We start from the raw sequence: 13820 nt of genomic DNA on the forward strand, positions 1-13820 counted from the left end.
ACCCGACCAGACCAGAACCCCGCCCCGGAAAGCCGTCCACCTGGCACGACAGCCAGAACACCAACACGCCGGAAACCCAACAACACCCCGCATCACGCAAGTTGACCGCTGACGACCCACGAGCACGCCACTACCTGCGGATTCGGGTCAGAGCCCCGCCGACCAGGATCACCGGCGGCCCGTCGCCGCGGCGGCGATACGCGATCGACGTGCCGTCGCGGGAGAGAGTCTTGTCCATGTGAGGGTGGACTCCCGCGCCCGGTGGAACTCATCGCCGTCGCGCGGAAATGTTTCTGACGGTCAGTCGGGGACGACCTCGGTGGCGTAGAAGCAGAAATGGTCCTTGATCGGGGCGACTTGGTCCTTGGGCTCCGGATAGGCCCACACGAGGTCCGCCGCACCGGGCAGCGACCAGTAGGACGCGTCCCCCTTGAACGGACAGTGCGTACTGGTCCCGGACGGTGTCAGGAGTTCGGTCCTCACGTCCTCGGGCGGCAGGTAGTAGCGGACGGGACAGCCCGTCTCGCGCAGCACCAGCGGCCGACGGCTCTCCGCGAGCACCTGGCCGTCGTGCACCGCGCGCACGTGCACGGCGGCGGGTTCCACGGTGATGGTATGTCCTGTGGTGGAAGTCATATGTCCTTCAGCCACCCGGGAGGCCGGTTTCTTCCCCGGGCCGGATCCGGGGCCGTGGCCGGTCGTACGGTGTTCCCATGAACATCTGTGTCTTCCTCTCCGCCGCCGACCTCGACGACCGCTACACGGTGCCCGCCCGTGAGTTCGCCGAGCTGCTCGGCAGGGGCGGGCACACCCTGGTCTGGGGCGGGTCGGAGAGCGGGCTGATGAAGGTCGTGGCCGACGGCGTCCAGGAGGCGGGCGGCCGTCTCGTCGGGGTGTCGGTGGACTTCCTGGCGGCGAAGGCGCGGACCGACGCCGACGAGATGGTGATCGCCAAGGATCTGGCCGAACGCACCCTGCTCCTGGAGAAGGCCGACGCCGTCGTGATCATGGTCGGGGGGACCGGCACGCTCGACGAGGCGACGGAGATCCTCGAGCTGAAGAAGCACGGCAAGCACACCAAGCCCGTCGTCCTGCTCAACACCGCCGGGTTCTACGACGGCCTGCGCCAGCAGTTCCAGCGCATGGACGACGAGGGCTTCCTGCCCCTTCCCCTCACCGACCTGGTGTTCTTCGCGAAGGACGCCGTCGGGGCGCTCGCCCACCTGGAGGAGTCGGCCGGCCTGCGGTGAGATCCGGGACGGGTGGGAAGGGGGCGCCCGACGTGATGCGAGCATGAGGGCATGCCTACTCATCTCATCACCGGCGCCGGCTCCGGTATCGGCGAAGCCGTCGCCCGCCGTCTCCGGGAACGCGGCGACGATCTCCTGCTGCTGGCCCGGGACGCCGGACGCGCCAGGGAACTGACGGCGCTCCACCCCGGTGCCCGCACGCTCGTCGGCGACCTCGGCAACCCCGACCGCCTCTCCTGGGCGTTCGGCCAGCAGACGATGCCCGACAGCCTCGATTCGCTGCTCCACATCGCGGGAGTCGTCGAGCTCGGCCGGATCGGCGAACTCACCCCCAAGGCCTGGCACTTCCAGCTCAACGCGAATCTGGTCGCCCCCGCCGAACTGACCCGACTGCTGTTGCCGCAGGTGCGCGTCGCCAAGGGTCACGTCGTCTTCGTGAACTCCGGCGCCGGACTCGCGGCGCACGCCGAGTGGGGAGCCTACGCAGCCAGCAAACACGGCCTCAAGGCGCTCGCCGACTCGCTGCGCCACGAGGAGCACGGCGCCGGGGTCCGCGTCACCTCCGTCTACCCGGGCCGCACGGCGAGCCCCATGCAGGCCAAGGTCCACCAGCAGGAGGGCAAGGAGTACGACGCCTCTCGCTGGATCGACCCCGAGTCGGTCGCCACCACGATCGTGATGGCACTCGATCTGCCCCGGGACGCCGAGGTCAACGACCTGACGGTCCGCCCCGGCCGCTGAGAGCGGCCACCCGGGGCCCGTAGGCTTCCCCCCGTGAGCGAGAAGAGCGGGTTCAGTGCGAGTGCGGCCACCGGGATCGGGTCCATGCCGGGGGGAGACGCCCGGGAGACGGCCAGGACCGTCACCGGGTCCTTCGCCGACGGCCAGGGCATGCCGCACCTGGGAGAGCTGCCGGCCCGGGGGCCCGGCGCCGACATGATCGGCCGGACCATCGGCATGCTCGTCGAGATGTACGGCCACGTCGAGCCGAGCGGCTGGCGCGTCAGCGACCGGCCGGGCCGCGACACCCGGCGGGCCCGCTCCTGGCTGGGCGAGGACCTCGACGCCCTGGAGGAGTTCACCCAGGGGTACGAAGGGCTGCTGAAGGTTCAGGCCGTCGGCCCCTGGACCCTGGCGGCAGGGCTCGAACTGCGTGGCGGAGAGGCCATGCTCGGCGACCCGGGGGCCTGCCGTGACCTGGCGGGCTCCCTGGCCGAGGGCCTGCGCTCCCACCTCGCCGAGGTGCGGCGCAGGATTCCCGGCGCGGAGGTCGTGCTCCAGCTCGACGAACCCTCCCTCACCGCCGTACTGCTGGGGCGGGTGCGCTCCGCGAGCGGTTACCGCACCTACCGTGCGGTGGACCGCCAGGTCGTCGAGGGGGCGCTGCGTGATCTGCTCGCCGTGAACGGCGCGTCGCCCACGGTCGTGCACTCGTGCGCCCCCGAGGTGCCGTTCGCGCTGCTGCGCCGGGCCGGAGCGGGCGCTGTCTCCTTCGACTTCTCTCTGCTCACCGAGCGTGAGGAGGAGGCGATCGGGGAAGCTGTCGAGGGCGGTACCCAGCTCTTCCTCGGCGTGGTTCCCGGTCTCGACGGTGCCTCGACCGCATTGTCGGACCCTGGCGGTAGCGTCAAGAAGGTCAGGACGTTGTGGAGCAGGCTGGGGCTGAATCCGGGGACTCTCAGCGAGTCCGTCGTGATCACTCCGTCCTGCGGGCTCGCGGGGGCGTCGCCCGCGTACGCGCGCGCCGCGCTCGCCCACTGCGCCCGGGCCGCGAAGTCGCTCGCAGACAACCCTGAGTAGCAGGGTCTCGGGTCAACGGGAGGAACGGACGATGGCCGGCGAAGAGCAGGCACAGCAGCTGACCGGTGTGCCGGCGGAGGTGCGGGAGCAACACGCACTCCTCGCCGAGCAGATCGATGATCACCGCTTCCGGTACTACGTGAAGGACCAGCCGGTCGTCAGCGACGCCGAGTTCGACCGCCTGATGCGCGCGCTGGAGGCCATCGAGGACGAGCACCCGGAGCTGCGCACCCCGGACTCGCCGACCCAGAAGGTCGCGGGCCCCTACACCACGGACTTCACCTCCGTCGAGCACCGGGAGCGCCTGCTCTCCCTGGACAACGCCTTCGACGACGCGGAACTCACGGCCTGGGCCGAGCGCGTGGCCAAGGACGTCGGCAGGGGCGGCTACCACTTCCTGTGCGAGCTCAAGGTGGACGGCCTCGCCGTCAACCTCACCTACGAGCACGGCAGGCTGACCCGCGCGGCGACCCGTGGCGACGGCCGCACCGGCGAGGACATCACCCCCAACGTCCGCACCATCGCCGAGATCCCGCACCGCCTCGAAGGCGACCGGATTCCCGCACTCGTCGAGATCCGCGGCGAGGTCTTCTTCCCCATGGAGGCCTTCGAAGGGCTCAACGCCCGGCTCGTCGAGGCCGGCGACAAGCCCTTCGCCAACCCGCGCAATGCGGCAGCCGGCTCGCTCAGGCAGAAGGACCCCAAGGTCACGGCCACCCGCCCGCTGCACATGGTGGTGCACGGCATCGGTGCCCGCGAGGGCTTCGACATCGACCGGCTCTCACAGGCGTACGACATGCTGCGGGGATGGGGCCTGCCCACCGCCCGGCACAACAAGGTGGTCGAAACCCTGGAGGAGGCAAGGGAGTTCATCGCCTACTTCGGGGAGAACCGCCAGTCCGTCGAGCACGAGATCGACGGTGTCGTCATCAAGCTCGACGAGATCCCGCTCCAGGGCCGGCTCGGCTCCACCTCCCGCGCGCCGCGCTGGGCCATCGCCTGGAAGTACGCCCCGCAGGAGGTCAACACCAAGTTGGTCAACATCCGCGTGGGCGTGGGACGCACCGGCAGGGTCACGCCCTACGCACAGGTGGAGCCCGTGGAGGTGGCGGGGTCCGAGGTCGAGTTCGCGACCCTCCACAACCAGAACGTCGTGAAGGCCAAGGGCGTCCTCATCGGGGACACGGTGGTGCTCCGCAAGGCGGGCGACGTGATCCCCGAGATCCTCGGCCCGGTCGTCGACCTCCGCGACGGCAGTGAGCGGGAGTTCGTCATGCCGTCAGAGTGCCCCGAATGCGGCACGGCGCTGCGTCCGATGAAGGAGGGCGACATCGACCTCCGCTGCCCCAACGCCCGCTCGTGCCCCGCTCAGTTGAGGGAGCGGCTGGCGTACCTGGCGGGACGCAAGTGCCTGGACATCGACCACTTCGGTTACGTGGCCGCGGCGGCCCTGACCCGGCCGCTGGAGCCTGCCGAGCCGCCACTGCTGGACGAGGGGGACCTCTTCGGCCTGACGGTGGAGCAGCTTCTGCCGATCCGGGCCTACGTCCTGGACGCGGACAGCGGACTGCCCAAGCGCGACCCGAAGACGGGCGAGGAGAAGATCGCCACGGTCTTCGCCAACCAGCAGGGCGACCCCAAGAAGAACGCCCTCGGCATGCTGGAGGGCATCGCGGCAGCCAAGGAGGCCCCGCTCGCCCGGATCCTGACCGGTCTCTCCATCCGCCACGTGGGGCCGGTGGCCGCCGTGGAACTGGCCCGCCAGTTCAGGTCCGTCGACCGGATCGACGAGGCGTCGGAGGAGGAACTGGCAGCCGCCGACGGGGTCGGGCCCATCATCGCCGCGTCGGTCAAGCAGTGGTTCGCCGAGGACTGGCACCGCGAGATCCTGCGTAAGTGGCGTGAGGCCGGGGTCCGGATGGAGGACGAGGGTGCGGGCGCCGACGAGGGCCCCCGGCCGCTGGAAGGGCTCACGGTCGTCGTCACCGGCACGCTCACGACGCACACCCGGGACGGCGCGAAGGACGCACTCCAGAGCCTTGGCGCCAAGGTGACCGGCTCCGTGTCGAAGAAGACCTCCTTCGTCGTGGTGGGCGACAACCCCGGGTCGAAGTACGACAAGGCGATGCAGCTCAAGGTGCCCGTCCTCGACGAGGACGGCTTCGCCGTACTCCTGGGACAGGGGCCGGATGCGGCCAGAGGGGCGGCTGTTCCGGCCGAAGCGTGATCGAGGCGCGATCGATACCCCGGTGACGCGTGGCCCGTGCCGGGCGGGGAATCAAGCGGACGGGCCGGGAGGACCGGCCGGGCCCGTCCGCACCACCCGTTCGGCGCACAGCAGGCGGTGCGGGCTCCCTGGTCCGCATTCGGGCAAGAGCTGCAGAGCGCTGCCCGCTCGGGCCTCCGGCGGCCTACTGTTGAACGAGCACCTGCCGCGCCCGGCCGTGTGGCGGGAATCGGGTCGTGTTGGCATGTGAGTGGGGGCCACCGTGGGACATCGGCACCGCCGGCTGTGAGAGGGACGGAATGAACCCGACCGAGAGCGCCGCACCGGTGTCGCGGCTGCAAGGTTTCGTGTGCCTCGCGTCACCCGTGGGCACGGTAGCCGTGGCGCTCGCCGCGGTCCAGCTCGCCACCGGGTTCTACCGGACGGTTCAGGACGGGCACTCCCTGTTTCCCGACGGCACCGCCGGCTGGTCGCTCGCGCTGCTCACCGGAATCATCGTGGGGCATCTGGTCGCCCTCGGGCGCGACCGCTGGTGGGGCGGTACCGGTTCCGGTGCCGCCCTCACCCTTGCGGTCCTCCTGCTCTACGGCTGGGTGTCCGCCGGGCTGGTCAGCCTCGTCGTCGTGGTCCTCGTCGGCATGGCCAGGCGCCATCGCTGGTGGCAGGGGCTGCTGCACGGCGCGGTGGACATACTCGGCGTCGGGGCCGCGGCGCTCGTCCTGTCGGCGTTCGGCGAGGCGCCCACGGTCGAGACGCCCTGGCGGCCACTCGACTGGGGCATCGCCGCCGTACCGGAGGTACTGCTCGCCGCCGCCGTGTACCTCTTCGTCACCCGTGTCCTCCTGTGGTACGCCCGGGCCTCCCAGACCGGCGGGCTGCCGACCGTCGCCCGTACCGCACTGCTGCGCCAAGGGCTCGTCGCGGTGGCCCTGATCGGTATCGCCCCCCTGATCTGCGTGGTCGCGTCGGCCACGCCCGTGCTGCTCCCGCTCTTCGCCGTACCCCTGATCGCACTGGACTCCACGCTGTGGATCGCCCGGGCGCGGGCGGAGGAGCAGCTCCGGGACCCGCTGACGGGCCTGCCCAACCGCCAGTGGCTGCTGGAGAGGACGTGGACGGCGCTGGAGGAGGCCAGGGGCACCGGCAGCAGGACCGCGCTCGTCCTGATCGACCTTGACCGCTTCCGGGCGGTCAACGACACCCTCGGACATATGGCCGGGGACCGGCTCCTGCTCCAGATCGCGGACCGGCTGCGGCTCGCTCTGCCCCGAGGTGCGGAAGCCGCCCGGCTCGGCGGCGACGAGTTCGCCGTGCTGCTGCCCACGGCGGACTCGACCACCAGTGCCCAGCGCGTCGCCCGTCACCTCGTGGCCGAGCTCTCCTCACCCCTGGACCTCGACGGACTCGTCCTGGTGCTCGAGGCGAGCGCCGGGGTCGCCGTCCACCCCGACCACGCACTCGACGCCGAGGGCCTGCTCAGACGGGCGGACGTCGCCATGTACCAGGCCAAGCGGGACCGTACGGGCGTCGAGGTCTACGAGTCGAAGCGGGACAGCAACACCCCGGACAGACTGGGCCTGCTGGGTGACCTGCGCCGTGCCCTGGACGCCCGGGAGGTGGAACTCCACTACCAGCCGAAGGTCGGCTTCGACGGCCAGGTGGCCGGCCTCGAGGCGCTCGTGCGCTGGGTGCACCCGGAGCGCGGGCGCGTCCCCCCGGACGAGTTCATCGCGATCGCGGAGTCATCCGGGCTCATGCCCCACCTCACCGAGTACGTCCTGGAGACGGCCCTGGCCCAGGTGGCCCGGTGGCGCGCCCAGGGCCTCTTCGTGCCCGTGGCGGTCAACGTCTCGCCCCGCGACGTCCACACCCCCGGCTTCGCGGGCAGCGTGGCCGCCCGGCTCGCCCGGCACGGGGTGCCGGCGGGGTCCCTGCAGCTGGAGATAACGGAGCACGTCCTGCTGGAGGACCCGCAACGGGCCGCCGACACCCTGGCCGCACTGACCGGGCACGGAGTGAAGATGTCGCTGGACGACTTCGGCACCGGCTACTCCTCCCTCGTCCACCTGCGGAAGCTGCCGGTCAGCGAGCTCAAGATCGACCGGTCGTTCGTGGCGCGGCTGGCCGTGGACCACGAGGACGCCGAGATCGTCCGTTGCACCATCGACCTCGCCCATTCGCTGGGGCTGATCGTCGTCGCCGAGGGCGTGGAGGACGACGAGACCTGGGAGCGACTGCGGGACCTGCACTGCGACGCCGTGCAGGGGTGGCTCGTCGCGGCGGCCATGCCGCCGCAGGAGACGACGGCCTGGCTGAGGGCGCGGGGCGAGCACGGCTGGCGGCGACCGTCGGAGCTGGCGGCCGCGGCGGCGGCGGTGCCCGAGCTGGAACCCAGGTCCGCGGGGCGCGCGCTCAACCCCGGCCCGGCGACCGCCTGAGGGAGGGCTCGCCGCAGGGTGGCCCTTTTGTCCTTAATCAGTGCCCGGGCTCGATCGGCTCGGCCACGGGCGTGCCCGGCGACCCCATAGGATTGGGCCAAAACCACACACCGAACCCTGAGGATCGCTGCATGCCTGGCATCACGCGCGAGGAGGTCGCCCACCTCGCCCGGCTGGCGCGTCTGGAGCTGAAGGGCGAAGAGCTCGAACACTTCGCCGGTCAGCTCGACGACATCATCGGCGCGGTCGCCCGCGTCTCCGAGGTCGCCGACCAAGACGTACCGCCGACCTCCCACCCGCTGCCGCTGACCAACGTCATGCGCGCGGACGAGGTCCGTCCGTCGCTCACCCCCGAGCAGGCGCTCTCCGGCGCCCCGGCCCAGGAGCAGCAGCGTTTCAAGGTGCCGCAGATCCTGGGGGAGGACTAACAGCCATGACGGACATCAGCACCATCATCAAGCTCACCGCGGCCGAGATCGCCGCGAGGATCGCCTCCGGCGAGCTGACAGCCGTCGAGGTCACCGAGGCTCACCTGGCCCGGATCGACGCCATCGACGAGAAGGTCCACGCCTTCCTCCACATCGACCGCGAGGGCGCGCTCGCGCAGGCCCGCGCCGTCGACGCCAAGCGTGAGGCGGGCGAGAAGCTCGGCCCGCTGGCCGGCGTCCCGCTCGCGCTCAAGGACATCTTCACCACGAAGGACATGCCGACCACCGTCGGTTCGAAGATCCTCGAAGGCTGGGTCCCGCCCTACGACGCGACCCTCACCAGGAAGCTGAAGGCGGCCGACGTCGTCATCCTCGGCAAGACCAACATGGACGAGTTCGCCATGGGGTCCTCCACCGAGAACAGCGCCTACGGCCCGACCGGGAACCCCTGGGACCTCACCCGCATCCCGGGCGGCTCCGGCGGCGGTTCCTCCGCCGCGCTGGCCTCCTTCGAGGCGCCGCTCGCCATCGGCACGGACACCGGCGGTTCCATCCGCCAGCCCGCCGCCGTCACCGGTACCGTCGGCGTCAAGCCCACCTACGGGGGCGTCTCCCGCTACGGCATGGTCGCCTTCTCGTCCTCCCTCGACCAGGGCGGGCCCTGCGCCCGTACGGTCCTGGACGCGGCGCTCCTGCACGAGGTCATCGGCGGACATGACCCGCTCGACTCGACCTCCATCGACGCGCCGGTCCCGCCGGTCGTCGAGGCCGCGCGCAACGGATCCGTACAGGGCATGCGCGTCGGTGTCGTCAAGCAGTTCTCGGGCGAGGGCTACCAGGCCGGCGTCGTCCAGCGGTTCAAAGAGTCCGTCGAGCTGCTGAAGTCCCTCGGCGCCACCGTCGTCGAGCTCGACTGCCCGTCGTTCGACCTGGCGCTCTCGGCGTACTACCTGATCGCGCCGTCCGAGTGCTCCTCGAACCTCGCCCGCTTCGACGCCATGCGTTACGGCCTGCGGGTCGGCGACGACGGCACGCGCTCGGCCGAGGAGGTCACCGCGCTCACCCGCGAGGCCGGCTTCGGCGACGAGGTCAAGCGCCGCATCATCCTGGGCACGTACGCGCTCAGCTCCGGCTACTACGACGCGTACTACGGCTCGGCCCAGAAGGTCCGCACCCTCATCACGCGGGACTTCGAGAAGGCGTTCGAGCAGGTCGACGTCATCGTCTCCCCGACGACGCCCACCACCGCCTTCCCGATCGGCGAGCGTGCCGACGACCCGATGGCGATGTACCTCGCGGACCTGTGCACCATTCCGACCAACCTCGCCGGTAATTCCGCCATGTCGCTTCCCTGCGGCCTGGCCCCGGAGGACGGGCTGCCGGTCGGGCTGCAGATCATCGCCCCCGCCATGAAGGACGACCGGCTGTACAAGGTCGGAGCCGCCGTCGAGGCCGCCTTCGTGGAAAAGTGGGGTCACCCGCTGCTTGAGGAGGCTCCGTCACTGTGAGTGCAATGACCAAGAAGGCCAAGAACTTCAAGAAGTCCAAGTCCGGCGTGTACCTGTCGCTCGGCACCACCGCCTTCGGCGCGCTGAGCGTCGCTAAGCAGGCCAAGCTCGCCCGACAGGAGAGCGACACCCTCCGGCTGATCGACGCCGCCGTCTCGGCCGCCGCGATCGTCACCGGCCTGGCGATCCTCTACCGCGAACTCAAGCGTCTCGGCGACGACGACGTCCTGCTGGGCTGAGAGGGAAAGTTTCACCGTGACTGTCATTGACCTGGAGTCGTACGAGGACGCCCTCGCGAAGTACGACCCCGTCATGGGCCTGGAGGTCCATGTCGAGCTGGGCACCAAGACCAAGATGTTCTGCGGCTGCTCCACCGAGCTCAAGCAGGACGCCAACTCGCAGACCTGCCCTGTCTGCCTCGGACTGCCGGGCGCGCTCCCGGTCGTCAACGAGATCGGCGTCGAGTCCGCCATCAAGATCGGGCTCGCGCTGAACTGCGAGATCGCCGAGTGGTGCCGCTTCGCCCGGAAGAACTACTTCTATCCGGACATGCCGAAGAACTTCCAGACCTCCCAGTACGACGAGCCGATCGCCTTCAACGGCTATCTGGACGTCCAGCTGGAGGACGGCGAGATCTTCCGCGTGCAGATCGAGCGCGCCCACATGGAGGAGGACACCGGCAAGTCGACGCACGTCGGCGGTGCCACCGGCCGCATCCACGGCGCCTCCCACTCGCTGCTCGACTACAACCGTGCGGGCATCCCCCTCATCGAGATCGTCACCAAGCCGATCGAGGGAGCCGGGGCACGCGCCCCCGAGGTCGCCAAGGCGTACGTCGCCGAGCTCCGCGAGCTCATCAAGGCGCTCGGTGTCTCGGAGGCCCGGATGGAGATGGGCCAGATGCGCTGCGACGTCAACCTGTCGCTGCGCCCGCACGGTCGCGAGGCGTTCGGTACGCGCTCCGAGACGAAGAACGTCAACTCGCTGCGTTCCGTCGAGCGCGCCGCCCGCTTCGAGATCCAGCGCCACGCCGCGGTGCTGAACTCGGGCGGGACGATCGTGCAGGAGACCCGGCACTTCCACGAGGAGGACGGCTCCACCACGGCCGGCCGCATCAAGGACAACGCCGAGGACTACCGCTACTTCCCCGAGCCGGACCTGGTGCCTGTCGCCCCGTCCCGTGACTGGGTCGAGGAGCTCCGCAAGGGGCTCCCCGAGCTGCCGCGGCTGCGCCGCAAGCGGCTGAAGGACGAGTGGGGCGTCAACGAGCACGACATGCAGTCCATCCTCAACGCGGGCGCGGTCGATCTGATCGTCGCCACGACCGAGGCGGGCGCACCGTCCGACCAGGCCCGCAAGTGGTGGATGGGCGAGCTGGCCCGTAACGCCAACGAGACCGGCCGCAGCCTGGACGAGCTGCCGGTCACCCCGGCTCAGGTCGCCCGGGTGGCCGAGCTCGTCGCGTCCGGTGACCTCAACGACAAGCTGGCCCGCCAGGTCCTCGAGGGTGTCCTCGCGGGCGAGGGCGACCCGGACACCGTCGTCGAGAAGCGCGGTCTGAAGGTCGTGTCGGACGAGGGTGCGCTTGGCACTGCGGTCGACGAGGCCATCGCGGGCAACGCGGCGATCGCCGACAAGATCCGCGGCGGAAAGGTCGCCGCGGCCGGCGCACTTGTCGGAGCGGTCATGAAGGCCACCCGCGGTCAGGCGGACGCGGCGCGCGTGCGTGAGCTGATCCTGGAGAAGCTCGGCGTCGAGGGCTGACCTCGGCACCACGGAAGGAGGGGCGGAGCATCCACCGGATGCTCCGCCCCTCCGGCGTTGCCCGGCCCGCGCCCGGCGGGCGCGAGAGTGCTCGGGCGAAGGGCCCTGGCCACCCCGCGCGCGCGACCGGCGCGGGGGGTTTGCCGGGGTGACGCCGTGAGGCACCTGCCGGACATTCACCACCGGGCCGTACGCACGCCTTCCCGTCGCCACCTCGCTTGTCTACCTTCCTGGCGTACCACTGGTTCTCGGGAGGCTCACATGGCTACGGACTTTTCACGGCGACGGTTCTTCACTCTGGGCGGCGGCGCTCTCGGGGCCGCGGCCGCGGCCTCGCTGCTGCCCCCGTCGCTCCAGGCCGCCATGGCCGCGCAGCCGCAGCAGGCAACGGGATCCGGTGGGCTGGCGGACATCAGGCACGTGGTGATCCTGATGCAGGAGAACCGTTCGTTCGACCACTACTTCGGCATGCTCCGCGGGGTGCGCGGCTTCGGTGACCGCAACGCGATCGAGCTTCCGTCGGGCGGGCCCGTCTTCGAGCAGCCGGGCCCGCTCGGGACCCCGGTGCTGCCCTTCCCCGTGCGCGAGGCGGCTGCCGCGCAGAAGAAGGACCTCCAGTACATCGGGGCCCTCGACCATTCCTGGAGCGGTGGCGGCAAGGCCTGGGCCGACGGGTGGATGAACGGCTGGGTGACCGCGAAGACGGCCGCGACCATGGCGTACTACGACCGCCGGGACATCCCGCTGCACTACGAACTGGCCGACACCTTCACGGTCTGCGACGCCTACCACTCCTCCGTCCACAGCTCGACGAGCCCCAACCGCAACCACCTGTGGAGCGGGAAGACCGGATTCGAGGCGAACGGCGACCGGGCGGTCGGCAACGACGCGTACGACGAGGGCACGCACCCCGGCTACGGCTGGGGCACGTACGCGGAGCGACTGGAGAAGGCCGGGCGCAGCTGGCGTACGTACACCGAATGGGAGAACTTCACCGACAACCAGATCGAGTTCTTCAGCACCTTCAAGGCGCTGGCCCGCAAGGCTCTGGCCCGGACGGGCGGGCACACCTACATGGAGTCCTTCTACGCGGAGGTGCGGGACGCCGGGGCGGGGCCGGAGCGCGACCGGCTGCTCGGACTGCTGGAGGAAGGCGTGGCCACGCTGACCCGTGCCGAGCGCAGTCTCTTCGAACGCGGTCTGCGCCGGGTGGAGACGGGCACGCTGGCCGACGAGTTCGCCGCCGACGTCGCGGCCGGAACGCTGCCGGCGGTGTCCTACCTCGTGCCGTCCGCCGTGGACTCCGAGCATCCGAGCGTCTCGTCCCCGGTCCACAGCGCGACGATCGTCTACAAGGTCCTCGACGCGCTCGGCAGGCATCCGGACGTGTGGCGGCACACCGCCGTCATCATCAACTACGACGAGAACGACGGCTTCTTCGACCACGTGCCGCCCCCGGTCCCTCCCGTGGAGGTCACCGAGGAACGCTGGGAGGGCAAGCCGACCGGACTCGGTGTGCGGGTGCCCCTCCTGGTGGTCTCGCCGTGGACGGTCGGCGGCTACGTCTGTTCCGAGGTCTTCGACCACACCTCGGTGGTCCGCCTCCTGGAGCGCTGGACTGGTGTGAAGGAGCCGAACATCGGCGAGTGGCGCCGCTCGGTCACCGGTGACCTCACCTCGGCCTTCGACTTCCGCCGGACGCAGCGGCAGCCGGAGGTGGCGCACCCGGGCGCCGTCCCGCCCTTCGGCGGTCGCTGGCAGCCGAGGCCGCCCGCCGAACAGAGCATGCCCGTCCAGGAGCCGGGTGTGCGCCCCGCCAGGCCGCTGCCCTACCAGCCCGACGCGCAGGCCGTGCTGGTGGACGGCAAGGAGCTGCGGCTGTCCCTGAGCAACACCGGAAGCTCGTCCGCGCACTTCGCGCTGTACCCGTACGCGGGGGAGTTCCCCGTCCCGCAGCACCGAGACGTCAGGAGGAGGGCGCAGCTGACCGTGCCCCTCGACGACGAGCGGTACCGCTTCACGGTCACCGGACCGAACGGTTTTCGGCGGGAGTTCGAGGGCACCTCGAACAGCCCCGCCGAACTAGCCACGCGGATCGACGCCGACGAGCGCGACCTCCACCTCACCCTGCGCAACACCGGCCACCGCACAGTGACGTTCGTCGTCCGGCCGCTGGGATACGTCGAGGAGGACGATCTGCTGGACTGGACCCGGCGGGTCGAGGTCAAGCCGGGCCGCAGCCGCACGGTCGTTCACTCGGCGGCCGACTCCCACGGCTGGTACGACCTCGACGTGTCGGCCGGCGCGGAAGGGGCCTTCCGGCGGCGGCTGATGGGCCACATCGAGAACGGCCGACCGAGCGTCTCCGGCTGACGGTCCGCTTCCCGGGCACGGGACCCACGGCC

General features: G+C 70.7%; 11 protein-coding genes and 1 pseudogene. 10 read left to right on the forward strand and 2 right to left on the reverse strand.

All coding sequences use genetic code 11. The annotated features are described in order from the left end of the window. Positions 1-145: 145 nt before the first annotated feature. Both ACFU5K_RS23985 and ACFU5K_RS23990 read right to left on the reverse strand, forming a co-directional pair. Positions 146-238, reverse strand: a pseudogene (locus ACFU5K_RS23985) (alpha/beta hydrolase); the annotation flags it as partial. A 62-nt stretch (positions 239-300) separates the two neighbouring features. Next, on the reverse strand, positions 301-636 hold the full coding sequence (locus ACFU5K_RS23990) for a DUF427 domain-containing protein (protein WP_384065107.1): 336 nt from the start codon (positions 634-636) through the stop codon (positions 301-303). A gap of 77 nt (positions 637-713) precedes the next feature. Here ACFU5K_RS23990 and ACFU5K_RS23995 point away from each other — a divergent pair, with 77 nt between their 5' ends. The 10 genes from ACFU5K_RS23995 to ACFU5K_RS24040 all read left to right on the forward strand — a co-directional run bounded on the left by ACFU5K_RS23995 (position 714) and on the right by ACFU5K_RS24040 (position 13788). Next, positions 714-1250: a TIGR00730 family Rossman fold protein gene (locus ACFU5K_RS23995; protein WP_384065109.1), complete on the forward strand. Its 537-nt coding sequence runs from the start codon at positions 714-716 to the stop codon at positions 1248-1250. Between the two features lie 51 nt (positions 1251-1301). Next, positions 1302-1991, forward strand: coding sequence for an SDR family oxidoreductase (locus ACFU5K_RS24000; protein ID WP_384065111.1), 690 nt, complete (start codon positions 1302-1304; stop codon positions 1989-1991). A 33-nt stretch (positions 1992-2024) separates the two neighbouring features. Continuing rightward, positions 2025-3050, forward strand: coding sequence for a methionine synthase (locus tag ACFU5K_RS24005; protein WP_384065113.1), 1026 nt, complete (start codon positions 2025-2027; stop codon positions 3048-3050). 31 nt (positions 3051-3081) lie between these two features. Next, entirely contained in the window at positions 3082-5277 is a 2196-nt protein-coding gene (gene ligA, locus ACFU5K_RS24010; RefSeq protein ID WP_384065115.1) for an NAD-dependent DNA ligase LigA, read from the forward strand. 299 nt (positions 5278-5576) lie between these two features. Next, positions 5577-7715 (forward strand): putative bifunctional diguanylate cyclase/phosphodiesterase, encoded by a 2139-nt coding sequence (locus ACFU5K_RS24015; RefSeq protein WP_384065117.1) that lies wholly within the window; start codon positions 5577-5579, stop codon positions 7713-7715. Positions 7716-7846: 131 nt separating this feature from the next. Further along, positions 7847-8143, forward strand: coding sequence for an Asp-tRNA(Asn)/Glu-tRNA(Gln) amidotransferase subunit GatC (gatC, locus tag ACFU5K_RS24020; RefSeq protein ID WP_014153935.1), 297 nt, complete (start codon positions 7847-7849; stop codon positions 8141-8143). A gap of 5 nt (positions 8144-8148) precedes the next feature. Then, complete coding sequence (gene gatA / locus ACFU5K_RS24025; protein WP_384065120.1) at positions 8149-9651, forward strand: Asp-tRNA(Asn)/Glu-tRNA(Gln) amidotransferase subunit GatA; 1503 nt, start codon at positions 8149-8151, stop codon at positions 9649-9651. A 5-nt stretch (positions 9652-9656) separates the two neighbouring features. Next, positions 9657-9890, forward strand: coding sequence for a hypothetical protein (locus ACFU5K_RS24030; protein ID WP_327122222.1), 234 nt, complete (start codon positions 9657-9659; stop codon positions 9888-9890). Positions 9891-9906: 16 nt separating this feature from the next. Then, positions 9907-11415, forward strand: a complete 1509-nt coding sequence (gene gatB / locus ACFU5K_RS24035; protein WP_384065122.1) for an Asp-tRNA(Asn)/Glu-tRNA(Gln) amidotransferase subunit GatB — start codon at positions 9907-9909, stop codon at positions 11413-11415. Between the two features lie 261 nt (positions 11416-11676). Next, positions 11677-13788, forward strand: coding sequence for a phosphocholine-specific phospholipase C (locus ACFU5K_RS24040; RefSeq protein ID WP_384065124.1), 2112 nt, complete (start codon positions 11677-11679; stop codon positions 13786-13788). The last annotated feature ends 32 nt before the right edge of the window (positions 13789-13820 follow it).

The sequence above is a fragment of the Streptomyces sp. NPDC057428 genome, assembly GCF_042803195.1.
Lineage (GTDB): Bacteria > Actinomycetota > Actinomycetes > Streptomycetales > Streptomycetaceae > Streptomyces.

Coding starts and splice junctions, on each gene's coding strand:
- ACFU5K_RS24000 (WP_384065111.1), top strand. CDS start 1,302: ATGCCTACTCATCTCATCACCGGCGCCGGCTCCGGTATCGGCGAAGCC.
- ligA (WP_384065115.1), top strand. CDS start 3,082: ATGGCCGGCGAAGAGCAGGCACAGCAGCTGACCGGTGTGCCGGCGGAG.
- gatC (WP_014153935.1), top strand. CDS start 7,847: ATGCCTGGCATCACGCGCGAGGAGGTCGCCCACCTCGCCCGGCTGGCG.
- ACFU5K_RS23990 (WP_384065107.1), bottom strand. CDS start 636: ATGACTTCCACCACAGGACATACCATCACCGTGGAACCCGCCGCCGTG.
- ACFU5K_RS23995 (WP_384065109.1), top strand. CDS start 714: ATGAACATCTGTGTCTTCCTCTCCGCCGCCGACCTCGACGACCGCTAC.
- ACFU5K_RS24015 (WP_384065117.1), top strand. CDS start 5,577: ATGAACCCGACCGAGAGCGCCGCACCGGTGTCGCGGCTGCAAGGTTTC.
- ACFU5K_RS24030 (WP_327122222.1), top strand. CDS start 9,657: ATGACCAAGAAGGCCAAGAACTTCAAGAAGTCCAAGTCCGGCGTGTAC.
- ACFU5K_RS24040 (WP_384065124.1), top strand. CDS start 11,677: ATGGCTACGGACTTTTCACGGCGACGGTTCTTCACTCTGGGCGGCGGC.
- gatA (WP_384065120.1), top strand. CDS start 8,149: ATGACGGACATCAGCACCATCATCAAGCTCACCGCGGCCGAGATCGCC.